Raw genomic sequence first — 12,929 nt, forward strand, 5'->3', positions numbered from 1 at the left:
AAAACCAGAAAAGACAGGCGTTTGTTCAACACGAAACAGTGTGTCACGCTGAAGTGAACAATGCCAGTCAGGTTTTTTGATGGTTAGCTTGAAGCTTGTTGGTGACCGGTTCAGAGCTTGCGGAAGCCGCCGGCGAGTTCCTCCATGTCCCTCGGTATCGGCGCCTCGAACCTCATCGGTAGATGGGTAGTCGGGTGGCGAAATGCAAGGAGCCAGGCATGCAAAGCTTGCCTGGAAAATGCCTTGACCTGGCTTTTCAGCGGTTCAGGCAGCCTGTTGGCCTTGGTGCGGAAGGCCTGGCCATAGTCGGGGTCGCCAATCACCGGATGGCCGATATGCGCCATGTGGACGCGGATCTGGTGGGTGCGGCCGGTCTCGAGCCGGCATTCGACCAGGCTGGCCGTGGCGAACTCCTGCTGATCGACGCCGAAGCGCTCCCGCACGGTAAAGTGAGTGACGGCATGGCGGGCGTCGTCGCGTCCTTCCGGCACCACGGCGCGGCGCACGCGGTCGGCGGCGCGGCCGAGCGGCGCGTCGACCGTGCCCGTCGGCCTCTGCGGTAGGCCCCAGACCAGCGCGAGATAGGCGCGTTCGAGATCGCCGGTCAGGCCGTGATCGGCGAAGGCCTCCGACAGCGACTTGTGGGCGCGGTCGGTCTTGGCGACCACCATGACGCCGCTGGTCTCCTTGTCGAGGCGGTGGACGATGCCCGGACGACGCACGCCGCCGATGCCGGAAAGGCTGTCGCCGCAATGATGGATCAGCGCGTTGACCAGCGTGCCGGTCCAGTTGCCGGCACCGGGATGCACGACAAGGCCGGCCGGCTTGTTGATGACGATCAGTTCGTCATCCTCATAGAGCACATCGAGCGCGATGTTCTCGCCCTGTGGCTCCGCCGGTTCCGGCTCCGGCATGGCGACCGAAACGCTTTCGCCCGGCGTCATCTTGCGGTTGGTCTCACTGATGGGCTTGCCGTCGATCGAGACCGCGCCCTGCCTGATCAGCATCTGCACGCGGCTGCGCGACATGTCCGGGCCAAGGCTGGCCGCCAGCCACTGGTCAAGGCGCTGACCGGCCGCATCCGCGCCCGCCACCAGCACGGTGGGGGCTGCCGCCATGAATTGGTCCTCTATCAATTCAGGGGCCTCTTCGCTATGAGCGCTCATTGAAAAACCGTTCCGGACTATTTGCCATGGCCAGCCCAATTGCCGAGGAAGATCAGGAGGAACCGCTCGACCCCGAGGTCGAAAAGGTGCGCAGGAAACTCGTCCGCTTCGTCGGGATCAATCTCGGCCTGCTGTTCCTTGCCCTTATGGTGGTGATCGGCGCCCTTGTCTACAAAGCGCGCAACGCGCCGCCGGCGAACCCGCCGCTGGCCGGTGACATCCAGGCGCCAGCCGGCGAGCCGGTCAGCGGCGACATCGTACTGCCGGTCGGGGCCAAGGTGGTCAGCCAGTCGCTGTCCGGCAGCCGCGTGTCCATCGACGCCGAGCTTGCCGACGGCAGCCGCACGATCTTCGTCTACGACATGACAGAGCGCCGGGTGATCGGCCGTTTTGCAATTCGCAACAAATGAGCGGGCCGCAACAAAAGAGCGGTCGGCAACAATGAGCAAGGCTTAAGGGATGACCGGGTTCGCCCAACATCGTCGCGTCGCGACCGTGGCACTGGTCGTCGCCAGTTATGACGAGGCGATTGCCTGGTATGTCGAGCGGCTGGGTTTCCTGCTGGTCGAGGACGTCGATCTCGGCGGCGGCAAGCGCTGGGTCACGGTGGCGCCGGCCAACGGGCAGGGCGCCAGGCTGCTGCTGGCCGAGGCTTCCGACGAGGCACAAGAGAAAAGCATCGGCAACCAGACCGGCGGCCGTGTCTTCCTGTTTCTCGAAACCGACGACTTTGCCCGCGACCATGCGGCGATGCTGGAGAAGGGCGTCGAATTTCGCGAAGCGCCGCGCTTCGAGCCCTATGGCACGGTGGCGGTTTTCGCCGATCTCTATGGCAATCTCTGGGACCTGATCGAGCCGAAACGGTAGGCTTGCGGCCGGCTTTTCCTCGATATGACAAAGCCCGCGAAGCCCAGTTGCTTTTTCCCAGCCGTCAGCCTATATCGCCGGTTCTTGAACGCGCCCATCGTCTAGCGGTCAGGACACCGCCCTCTCACGGCGGGAACAGGGGTTCGATTCCCCTTGGGCGTACCACTCTCTCCACCAATCATCCGATCTCCCTGCTCTCGTCGCTTCTGGCGCAGCGGGGCCGATTGCATTAGCATTGCGGCTTGGATCCTGAGGCACGGCTCGAGCGGCGCGCAGAATGCCGGGGATCCAGACCGGCAGTTGATGCCGCGCGGGGAGGAAGGCCAATGCAGAAACTGCAATCGCAGGGCGTGCATCACATCACGCTGGTCGGCGCCGGGCGCCAGACCTCGATCGACTTCTGGGAAGGCGTGCTCGGCATGCCATTCATCTTCGAGCAGCCCAACCTCGACAAGCCAAAAGAGAGCCACCTCTATTTCGATCCGGGCGACGGCCGGCTGATCACCATCTTCACCGACGAGAGCCGCACGCCGGAGAAGCGGCGCACGCCGACCGATCCGGGTTGCGTCCACCACATTGCTTTTTCGGTGTCGCGCGTCACCTTCCTGCAGGCGGTTGGCCGGCTCGGCGAGCGCGGCATCAAGCACAGCGGCGTCAAGGATCGCGGCTTCATGGATTCGATCTATTTCGAGGATCCGCTTGGCCTGCTGATCGAGCTAGCCTCCTACCGCTTCGAACCGCCGGCGGGGTTCACCCATGCCGATGTGTTGATGGAAGCGCACAGGCTGCGTGTCGCGCGCGGCGACTACAACATTGCGGAAGTGCATCTCGCCGATGCGATCCAGGCGCTCGTCGAGCGTTCGCGCGCAACCTTGTCGGACGACCGGGCGCCGAAGAACCCATACTGAACAAACCAGAGGGAGGAACAAATGGCCAAGACAGCGACGAAGAGTGCGAAGAAACCCGCGGCCAAAGCAGCCGCAAAACCGGCGGCGAAGGCGGCGGCAAAGCCGGCGGTGAAGGCTGCTGCCAAGCCCGCAGTGAAGGCCAAGGCGAAGCCGGCTAAGAAACCTGCCGTGAAGCTGAGCATGCTGAAGCCCAGCGTCAACAACATGACCGTTCGGGTGTTCGCGCGCGCGGCCGGGCTGGGCGCCGACGAGACCGATGCCTGGGGCCATACCCGCTCGCCGGAATTCACGGCGCGAAACCCCTCGCATTTGACGCCGATGATCGAGGACAAGGGCCTTCCCAGAGGCGTGTTGTGGGAAAGCTGCGCCATCATGCAATACCTGGCGAACAAGCACGGGCTGGAGAAGTTCTATCCCAAGGCGCCGGCCAAGCGGGCGATGATCGACAGTGCCATGTTCTACCTGGTCGGTACGCTCTACCCGTATGTGGCGCGCGCCACCTATCCGTTCCTTGGCTTCCCGCAATATGCCGGCGAGGTCGGCCACAGCGACGCCCACCCCGACAAGAAGTCCGAAGCCCAGAAGGCCGCGATGGCCGCGATTGCCGAGCCGCTGGAGGTCTTCCACAGTTTCTTCAGGGACGGCAAGCCGTTCATCGGCGGCAAGAACCCGTCGATCGCCGACATCCGCCTGGCGGCGACGCTCGAGTTCCTGGCGGTCGTCGATTATCCTCTGCCCAAATGGGCCAAGGAGTATATGGCGGCGATCGAGAAGAAGCTCGGCAAGGCGTACGCCGAGCCTGCCGGCGACGTGCGCGGCTACATCGCCTATGTGAGATCGCAAGCCAAGGCCTGAGGTTAAAGGGGGCCTGTGGTTAAAGGGAGCCCGAGGTTAAGGATTCGTTAACCAAAGCCCTGTCTACTGCCGATAATTCACCCCGCGACCACGGATGTACTGGCGCCGAGGTGGAAGGAAAGGTCGGCGCAATGCCGGCCTTTTTGCTTTCGCACGCTGTCAGCGTGACGTCCTATCTTGACGCAATTCCAGACGGAAAACCCGTTTTACGCTTTTCCTGAATTGCTTGCGGTGTCGCATTTTCGGCGTCAACTTTTTGCCCAGAGATATTGTCATTGCCGGTGTTGGCTCTACCATCCATTTCGGCAGTCGGCATGGACTGCCGGTCAGGAGTGAGACGAGGGCTGGCGATGAAAAGCGTTGCGAGGCAGGCTGCGGTTGCGGGGATGATGCTGGCAGGCGCCGTTCATCCTTCAAATGCCGCTGAACTCAACACCATGAGCGATGTCGGGGCTGCGATCCAGGCATGCTGGACGCCGCCGGCGGATGCCGGGACTGCCAGCGTTACCTTGAGCTTCAGCTTCAAGCGGGACGGCACGCTGATCGGCCCCCCAAGGCCGACAGCCATCAAGGTGGATGGCGACGCCAATGCGAAAAAGTCATTTGTTGATGCCGCGACTACGGCCTTGCAGAATTGCCTGCCCCTGACCTTCTCGTCGAAGCTGGCGCAAGGGGTCGCGGGCAACGTGTTCACGTTGCAGTTCACGTCTCCCAAGTAGCCGACAAGCGAGCCGGAACCGCCTTGCCACGGCGGTGCGCTCAGCTCTTGGCGTATGCTGGTTCAGTGGTGACTGCGCCTCGCCTCGGCATGCCGGGCAAGATCAGGCGTCTCGAAAACGTAGTCGTTCCACGCCGATTCCGGAACCTGGCCGGCCAGATAGCATTCCAGCAACAGGCTTTGCTCGGCATTGAGGGGCCTTGGTGCACGCTCGTGATCCAGCCCCAGCGAGTGAAACAGGTTCCTTGTCAGGTCCGAAACCGTGAAGTGGATCGACATCTGCGTTCTCCTCTCTCCTGGCCCATTCAACGCTGAAGGCCAGGCAAAGGTTTCAAGCTCAAACACAAATAAAGGATGGTCTGGATCACAGGGACAGTTGGAACAGAGGGGCACTCACGGCGTTGTGATCGACATCAGCCAGGAGAAACGCCATGGCAACGTTCAGGGAAATGAGGGTGCTGGAGATCGTCGAAGACGGCTCCCTGACCACCGAACAGAAAATCGCTGAACTGCGCGAGATCGAATCCGAGGCTCGTGGGCTGCAGCGGGCTGCGTCGGAGAGCCCGATGGGCGACGATGACGGCTGGCAGGACGATTTGCGTCAGGTGCGTCTTGCACTCGACAAGCTCGGTGCGAAAGAACCCAAAAAGGGCGCCGCCTCGCTCTGAACGCAGAGCTTGCTGACAGGCATTTGCCAATCGATCGCTATTCGCAGACCATGCGAGCTCTCTTGCCGGGCTCACTGACGTTTCTGCACGTCAGCAGCTTCGCCGGTTCAGGTGAGGAAGGCTGTGTCGAGACCCTCGTCCGGTGCCGTCTTGGCGGGGCATGGGTCACCACTCTGCGCTCGGAAAATCGCTGCGGCGGCTGCGGCGCCACCGGAAAGGCGCCGTCTTCAACCTGCTCGTATTCGACACGCGGTGGTGGCCGATCCCAGAAACGCCTGACATCAAGCGGCCTCGGGATGACCACGGTGCCATCATAGGTGCGCGAGCAGCCGCTGCCGAAAAGCAGCATCAGCCCCATGAAGCAAGGCGAGATCCGTCCAACCATCCGCAATATCCCTTGAAGCTTATATAGCGGCTTCAATCCTGCCGACAAGCCGGCGGAACAACGCAGGCCGTGTCGACCGAAATATCTAACCGCCCATTAAGGTTAGCGGATCGTTAATGCTTGTCGGGCACATTCCGGCGACGAACCGCGGGGGAGGGTTCGGCCTTGGTTTTCGGGTGGGACGGCATGGCGGAAGCGGACGACACAATCGGCGCGCGCGGCAAGCGCGAGCCTCGCAAATCGGCGGCGCATGGCGACGCTGCATTACCGCCCCCTGCGGGCAGGGATTCGACCGACACGCTTCGCCAGCTGGTCGAAGCCGGTTCGGACTGGGTCTGGGAGACCGACGCCGAACTGCGCTTCTCCTGGCTTTCACAGAACTACCAGGCAGCCACCGGCATCGATCCGGCTGATGTGGTTGGCCGGTTCCGCTTCGACTTCCTCGACCAGGTCCTGAACGGCGACCGCAGCGGTGCCGCGCATCTGGCGGATCTGCAGGCGCATCGGCCGTTTCGCGACTTCGTGCATGAACTGAAAGGCGGCCGCGCCGATTGCCGCTGGATCTTGACGTCGGGCTTTCCAAGGTTCGATGGCGAGGGAGGATTTGCCGGCTATCGCGGCATTGGCCGCAACGTCACGGCGCTGGCCGGCGCCTTCGGGGCTGTGGAGCAGAAGCCTGCGGCGGATAGCGAACCCGTCCAGCATCTTGCCGATCTCGAGCGGACGATGGACGCCATGCACATGGGCGTCGTGCTTCTGGACGCGAGGCTCGATACGCTGATCGTCAACAAGGCCTATCGCGACCTCTCCAGGATCCCGGACGGTGCCGTGACCGTCGGCGCCCCGTTCAGCCTGTTGATGGAACTCAACCGTCGCAACGGCATCTATGGCGATATCGACGAACTGCAATGGCAGCGCTACCTTGCCACCCGGCTCGAGGAGATCCGCACCGGCTCCGTTGCGCCACGCGAGTTCCCCCATGCCGACGGCAGGACCATGATGTTCTCGGTCACCGCCCTGTCCGGCGGCAAGCGCCTGCTGACCTACTACGACATCACCGATCTGAAGCTTCGCGACGCCGAAGTCGAGAACGCCAATGCCAGGACGGCGGAGACCTTCGCCAACCTTCGCGCCATGGTCGACCAGATGCCGATCGGTGTCCTCGTCCTCGATGCCGATTTGCACGCCGAAGTCATCAACCGTGCCTTCTACGATTTCTGGCAGATCGACGCCCGCCGCGCCGAGATCGGCTGCAGCTTCCGCGAGCTGATGGACGCCAGCCGCGACGTCGACCCGTATGGTTCCGATGAGGCGACATGGCAGCGGCACATCGCCGATCGCGAGGCGGAAATCAGGGCCGGCACGACCGGATCCCGGCAGTTCCCGCGCAATGACGGGCGCACGCTGATCTCGTCGATGGCGCCGCTGGCCGGCGGCAAGCGGCTCATCTCCTATGTCGACGTCACCGATATGAAGGATCGCGAGGCCGAACTTGCCGACGCGCTGGAGAAAGCGCGGCTGGCGGAAGCGGTGATCAACGCTGTCAAAGATCCGATCTTCGTCAAGGACGACCAGTTGCGGTTTGTGTTCGTCAACGAAGCGTTCGCCGCCTTGTTTGGCCAGACGCCGCAAGCCATTCTTGGCAAGCCCGGCGGCGATTTTGTCTCAGGCAGCCATGTCGCGCTATTCGAACAGAGCGAACGGGACGTGCTTGCCAGCGGGCGCGCCTACGAAGTGGAAGAAAATTTCGAGGCCGATGGCGCCAGCCGGTCGCGCATCGTCAGGAAGAGCCGCGTCGGCATGCCAAGCGGCCGCAACTACGTCGCCGGCTTCCTGTTCGACATTTCCGACATGAAGCGCCGCGAGACCGAGGCCGAGGATGCGCGCAAGCATCTCGCCAGCGTGCTGGAATCCTTGCCGGCGGCCGTGATCATCTACGATCGCGACGACAAGTTCGTTTTCGCCAACCGCAAGATCCAGGACACGCTGCCGGCCTTGAGGCCGGTATGGCAGCCCGGCTGCACACTCCGCGAGGCGCTGGCTCTCGGCCGTTCGAACGGCTATTTCCGCAACAGCGGCGACCCGCAAGTCGACACGCTCTATGACGGCGACCCCGATCCATGGCTGGACGCGATCCTTGCCCGCTACCGCTTGCCCAGTTCCTCGTTCGAACGTCACAACCCCGATGGCCGCTGGTATCAGGTCTACGACATGCGGACCGACGATGGCACGTTCATCGGCGTTCGCGTCGACATCTCCGAGATCAAGAGCCGCGAGAAGGCGCTGCGCGACTCGATGCGCCAGATCGATCTGTTCCGGCACGTGCTGGACGAGCTGCCGGTGGCTGCCTTCATCAAGGCGCAGGACCTGAGCATCGAGTTCGTCAACAAGGCCTGGTGCGCGATAACAGGTCTCGCCAAGGAAGAGGTCATCGGCCGCACCGACCGTCAGCTGTTCGGTGGGCAGGATGGCGATAGCTACAGCCACGACGACACCGAGGTCGCCGTGACCGGCGCCGTCAAGGAGATCGAGGAACCCGTCACCCATCGCGACGGGACGGTCCGGCAATTGATGACCCGCAAGAGCCGCCTGGTGGCGCTGGACGGGTCGGTGCATCTGGTCGGTTCGAGTACCGACATCACCGAGGTCAAGGCGCGCGAGCGCGCGCTGGAAGAAAGCATGCGCGAGAACGAGGTGTTCCGCAGCCTGATCGACAACGTACCGGTGTCGATCTACGCCAAGCGCTCCGATCTCAGGCAGTTCTATGTCAACAAGGGCTGGTGCGACCTGACCGGCTTCGCCAAGGAAGAGGCGATCGGCAAGACAGACATCGAGATCTTCGGGCCCGACGGCGAAGCCTTTGTCGGCAGCGACCTTGCGGTGCTGCGCACCGGTGAAACCCAGGAGGTCGAAGAGACGGTGACGTTGGCCGACGGCAGCGTCAGGCATCAATTCGCCCGCAAGGGCGCGATGATCGCCTCCGACGGTTCGCTCTACCTGATCGGATCGACCACCGACATCACCGAATTGAAGACGCGCGAGGCCGAACTGCGCGAGGCACGGCAGCGGGCCGTGCTCGCCGACCGCGCCAAGTCGGAATTCCTCGCCAATATGAGCCACGAGATCCGGACGCCGATGAACGGCGTGCTCGGCATGGCCGAACTGCTGGCCAAATCGGACCTCAACTCGAAACAGAAGACGTTCACCGACATCATCGTCAAATCGGGCAATGCGCTGCTCACCATCATCAACGACATTCTGGATTTCTCCAAGATTGACGCCGGCCAGCTGGTGCTGGATTCGGCGCCCTTCAATCTTGCCGAGGCGATCGAGGATGTGGCGACGCTGGTGTCGACACGCGCCAAGGAGAAGGATCTCGAGCTCATCGTGCGCATCGAGCCTCGTCTCGAGAGCCTGTTCGTGGGCGATGTCGGCCGGATCAGGCAGATCGTGACCAACCTGCTCGGCAACGCGGTGAAGTTCACCGATGAAGGCCATGTGCTGGTCGACGTCACCGGCGAAAGGGTTCCGACCGGGACGAAACTGACGATCTCGGTCACCGATACCGGCATAGGTATCCCGGAGGAAAAGCTGAAACTCGTATTCGAGAAATTCAGCCAGGTCGACACCTCGTCGACGAGGCGGCACGAGGGAACCGGCCTTGGTCTTGCCATCACCTCGCGGCTCGTCGAGCTGATGGGCGGCGACATCGGTGTCGAGAGCGCCGAGGGCAAGGGCTCGACCTTCTGGTTCACCGTCACGCTGCCGAGGGCGGGACAGCAGAATGGGCAACGCATCACGCCCGTCGACGTGACCGGCGCGCGCGTGCTGATCGTCGACGACAATGCCGTCAACCGGGCCATTCTGACCGAACAGATGACATCGTGGACATTCGATTCCTGCGCGGCCGAAAGCGGCGCCGAGGGTCTCAAGGTGCTGATCGCGGCCGCCGCCTATGGCGTGCCGGTCGACTGCGTCGTGCTCGACTACCAGATGCCGGGCATGAGCGGCGCCGAAATGGCGCGGATCGTGCGCAACACCGCCGGCCTCGCAGGCACGCCGATCATCATGCTGACCTCGGTCGACCAGTCGCTCGCCAACACCAGCTATCGCGATCTCGGCATCGATGCCCAGCTGATCAAGCCGGCGCGGTCATCGGTGCTGCTGGAAACGCTGGTTGCCACGATCCAGCGGCATCGCCACAACACGGCCGACACCCAGCCGCAGGCAGCCGACATCCCTCCGGGCAAGGTTGTGCGGCCACCGCCGCCGGCGTCGGAACAACGGGCGCTGCTGCAGCCGCCTTTGGTTCGGCCCCGGCCGCCCGCGACGGCCGGCGGCGACAGGCTGGATATCCTGGTGGCCGAGGACAATGAGGTGAACCAGATGGTGTTCACCCAGATTCTCGGCGAGACCGGCTATGGTTTCGAGATCGTCGGCAATGGCCGCAAGGCGCTCGACGCCTTCGGCCGGCTCAATCCATGCATGATCCTGATGGATGTCTCGATGCCGGAGATGAACGGGCTCGAGGCCACCGCCGCCATTCGCCGGCTCGAGGAAGAAACCGGCACGCATGTGCCGATCGTGGGCGTCACCGCGCATGCGCTGAAGGGCGATCGCGAACGCTGCCTGGAGGCCGGCATGGACGATTACCTGCCCAAGCCGATCAGCCCAAGGGCCCTGCTCGAGAAAGTCGAGCGCTGGGTCGGCGCCAGTCGCCAGGCTCAGCGCAACGCCGGGTAAAAGGCCGGCGTCGCACCCGGCTTGCCCGGGGAGCCCGGCGGAGATTCGCGACCCCTCGCTGAGGCAAGACTATGGCGCGATCGCACCATATCCAAGGCGACGCCCAGCCGAGACAATGGCCACATTCGAATTCCGCTCTTCCAGTTACGGGCGGGAGCAGCGACCGCCGGCATGAGACAGCGTCAACCTACCCCAACGGACCTGTTTTCGGCGATGGCCCGGCCACGACATCTGGCCGAGAGCAACGCGTTCCCGTCCGGATTTTCTTTGCCGAGGCGTTGATCGCGAAACCGCAGGTCACTCTCGGCATGAAAAGGCGCAAGTGCCTGATTCCGGGCACAAAGCCGGGTTCCGCCGCAAGCGCCGGCCGGCCGGCATTTTCCCCGCCCCGATGACGCGTTACCGGGGTGACATGAAACTGTCATGCGACTGTTATAATCGAAGGCTATTGGCCTCAGCGGGCGCCGAGAGGATGGCGCCGAGAGACCATCTTCCGAACAGGAGCAGGCCACATGAGACATTTCATCCGCTCAGCGGTCGTTGCGATTGCAATGGCCACAGCGTCTACCGTCACCCTTTCTGCAGCCATGGCCGCGGACCTTTCCGGCGCCGGCTCGACCTTCATCTATCCGGTGTTCGCCAAGTGGGCCGACACCTACAAGAAAGACACCGGCGTCGGCCTCAACTACCAGTCGATCGGTTCGGGCGGCGGCATCAAGCAGGTCATCGCCAAGACCGTGACCTTCGGCGCCACCGACAAGCCGATGTCCGATGCCGATCTGGAAAAGAACGGCCTCGTGCAGTTCCCGATGGTGATGGGCGGCATCGTGCCGATCGTCAACCTGACGGGCATCAAGCCGGGCGAACTCATCCTTGACGGCAAGACGATCGCGCAGATCTACCTCGGCGCCATCACCACCTGGGACGACGCCGCGATCAAGGCGCTGAACCCGACCCTGACCCTGCCGTCGACGGCGATCGCCGTCGTCCACCGTTCGGACGGCTCGGGCACGACCTTCAACTTCACCAACTATCTGGTCAAGCTGTCGCCCGACTGGAAGGACAAGGTTGGTTCGGACACCGCGGTCGAATGGCCGACCGGCGTCGGCGCCAAGGGCAGCGAGGGCGTTGCCAACACCGTCAAGCAGACCGACGGCGGCATCGGCTACGTCGAGTATGCCTATGCCAAGCAGAACAACCTGTCGTACTCCAAGATGTTGAATGCCGCCGGCAAGGTCGTCGAGCCGTCGCTCGAATCCTTCGGCTCGGCTGCTTCGAATGCCGACTTCAAGGGCGCGAAGAACTTCAACGTCATCATCACCAACGAACCCGGCGATGCCACCTGGCCGATCGCTGCTTCGACCTGGGTGCTGATCCACAAGACCCCCGATGACGCCGCCGCGACCGGCGAAGCGCTGAAGTTCTTTGCCTGGGCCTACAAGGACGGCAAGGAAACCGCCAAGGGTCTCGACTACGTCTCGATCCCCGACAGCGTCGTCGACCTGATCAAGGCTTCGTGGAAGGCCGACATCCAGGCTGACGGCAAGCCCGTCTACGTCGGCGAGTAACATCCCTTTGAAGGAGCGCCGCGCCGCGGCGCTCCTTTTCCCTCAACTCAAAGAGCCGAGCTTCACATGAGTGCTGTCCAAGAAGCCTTGCCAGCCATTCGAGGTTCGCGCGACGCCACTGTCAGACGTTTCGCGCTGACCGACGCGATCTTCCACGGAATGACCCGTGCCGCAGCCATGCTGGTGCTGGTCTTGCTCGGCGGTGTTGCGATCTCGCTGTTTGCCGGCTCCTGGCAAGCCCTGTCGACCTTTGGCTTCTCCTTCCTGACCAGCGAAAGCTGGAACCCGGTGACGGAGAAATTCGGCGCGCTGGCGCCGATCTACGGCACCATCATCACGTCCGCCATCGCCATCCTGATTGCCGTGCCGCTCGGCATCGGCATCGCCATCTTCCTCACCGAGCTTTGCCCGCGCCCGCTGCGGCGCCCGATCGGCATGGCGGTTGAGCTGCTCGCCGGCATCCCTTCGATCATCTACGGCATCTGGGGCCTGTTCGTGCTGGCGCCCTTCCTGCAGACGACCGTGCAGCCCTTCATCATCAGCGCGTTCCATGGCATTCCCGGCCTCAACAGCCTGTTTGCCGGTCCGCCCTACGGCATCGGCCTTTTGACGTCGTCGCTGATCCTTGCCATCATGGTGCTGCCTTTCATCACCTCGATCACCAAGGACGTCTTCGACACGGTGCCGCCGGTGCTGAAAGAGTCCGCCTACGGCATCGGTTGCACGACCTGGGAAGTGACCCGCCGCGTGGTCATTCCCTACACAAGGATCGGCATCATGGGCGGCGTCATGCTCGGCCTCGGCCGTGCGCTCGGCGAAACCATGGCGGTGACCTTCGTCATCGGCAATGCGCACCGCATCAGCACCTCGCTGTTCGCGCCGGCAACGACGATCTCCGCGACCATCGCCAACGAATTCACCGAAGCCGTCGGCGATCTCTACACCTCTTCGCTGGTAGCGCTCGGCCTGATCCTGTTCGTCATCACCTTCCTGATCCTCGCCATCGCACGCTACATGCTGATGCGCATTGACGCCCGCACGGGAGCCTGAC

Annotated in this window: 12 protein-coding genes and 1 tRNA gene; 10 read left to right on the forward strand and 3 right to left on the reverse strand. The window is 63.2% G+C overall.

Going from position 1 to position 12,929, the window contains the following annotated elements; all coding sequences use genetic code 11:
- Positions 1-110 precede the first annotated feature (110 nt).
- Positions 111-1,166: an RluA family pseudouridine synthase gene (locus AC1DZU_RS12840; RefSeq protein WP_477285070.1), complete on the reverse strand. Its 1,056-nt coding sequence runs from the start codon at positions 1,164-1,166 to the stop codon at positions 111-113.
- 26 nt (positions 1,167-1,192) lie between these two features.
- Here AC1DZU_RS12840 and AC1DZU_RS12845 point away from each other — a divergent pair, with 26 nt between their 5' ends.
- From AC1DZU_RS12845 to AC1DZU_RS12870, 6 genes are all read left to right on the forward strand, one after another.
- On the forward strand, positions 1,193-1,576 hold the full coding sequence (locus AC1DZU_RS12845; RefSeq protein ID WP_477285072.1) for a fimbrial protein: 384 nt from the start codon (positions 1,193-1,195) through the stop codon (positions 1,574-1,576).
- 49 nt (positions 1,577-1,625) lie between these two features.
- Positions 1,626-2,033 carry a VOC family protein gene (locus AC1DZU_RS12850; protein WP_477285074.1) on the forward strand — a complete coding sequence of 136 codons (408 nt, stop codon included), beginning with the start codon at positions 1,626-1,628 and terminating at the stop codon, positions 2,031-2,033.
- A 90-nt stretch (positions 2,034-2,123) separates the two neighbouring features.
- A tRNA-Glu gene (locus tag AC1DZU_RS12855) sits at positions 2,124-2,198 on the forward strand.
- Positions 2,199-2,359: 161 nt separating this feature from the next.
- Entirely contained in the window at positions 2,360-2,941 is a 582-nt protein-coding gene (locus tag AC1DZU_RS12860) for a VOC family protein (RefSeq protein ID WP_477285076.1), read from the forward strand.
- Positions 2,942-2,962: 21 nt separating this feature from the next.
- Entirely contained in the window at positions 2,963-3,796 is an 834-nt protein-coding gene (locus tag AC1DZU_RS12865; RefSeq protein WP_477285078.1) for a glutathione S-transferase family protein, read from the forward strand.
- Positions 3,797-4,146: 350 nt separating this feature from the next.
- Positions 4,147-4,515 (forward strand): hypothetical protein, encoded by a 369-nt coding sequence (locus AC1DZU_RS12870; protein WP_477285080.1) that lies wholly within the window; start codon positions 4,147-4,149, stop codon positions 4,513-4,515.
- A gap of 62 nt (positions 4,516-4,577) precedes the next feature.
- Here the strand turns inward: AC1DZU_RS12870 and AC1DZU_RS12875 are convergent, their stop codons facing one another.
- Entirely contained in the window at positions 4,578-4,793 is a 216-nt protein-coding gene (locus AC1DZU_RS12875) for a hypothetical protein (RefSeq protein ID WP_477285082.1), read from the reverse strand.
- A gap of 152 nt (positions 4,794-4,945) precedes the next feature.
- Here AC1DZU_RS12875 and AC1DZU_RS12880 point away from each other — a divergent pair, with 152 nt between their 5' ends.
- Complete coding sequence (locus AC1DZU_RS12880; protein ID WP_477285084.1) at positions 4,946-5,182, forward strand: hypothetical protein; 237 nt, start codon at positions 4,946-4,948, stop codon at positions 5,180-5,182.
- A 37-nt stretch (positions 5,183-5,219) separates the two neighbouring features.
- On the opposite strand, the gene AC1DZU_RS12885 is transcribed toward AC1DZU_RS12880, so the two are convergent.
- A complete protein-coding gene (locus tag AC1DZU_RS12885; RefSeq protein WP_477285086.1) occupies positions 5,220-5,567 on the reverse strand; it encodes a hypothetical protein in 348 nt (115 codons plus the stop codon).
- Positions 5,568-5,753: 186 nt separating this feature from the next.
- Between AC1DZU_RS12885 and AC1DZU_RS12890 the strand changes: the two genes are divergently transcribed.
- The 3 genes from AC1DZU_RS12890 (at position 5,754) to pstC (ending at position 12,928) form a co-directional block, all read left to right on the forward strand.
- Complete coding sequence (locus AC1DZU_RS12890; protein WP_477285451.1) at positions 5,754-10,310, forward strand: PAS domain-containing protein; 4,557 nt, start codon at positions 5,754-5,756, stop codon at positions 10,308-10,310.
- Positions 10,311-10,822: 512 nt separating this feature from the next.
- Positions 10,823-11,878, forward strand: a complete 1,056-nt coding sequence (gene pstS / locus AC1DZU_RS12895; protein WP_477285088.1) for a phosphate ABC transporter substrate-binding protein PstS — start codon at positions 10,823-10,825, stop codon at positions 11,876-11,878.
- Between the two features lie 66 nt (positions 11,879-11,944).
- A complete protein-coding gene (gene pstC / locus AC1DZU_RS12900; protein WP_477285090.1) occupies positions 11,945-12,928 on the forward strand; it encodes a phosphate ABC transporter permease subunit PstC in 984 nt (327 codons plus the stop codon).
- Position 12,929: the final 1 nt, after the last annotated feature.

It is taken from the genome of Mesorhizobium sp. P2_A12, from assembly GCF_056405075.1.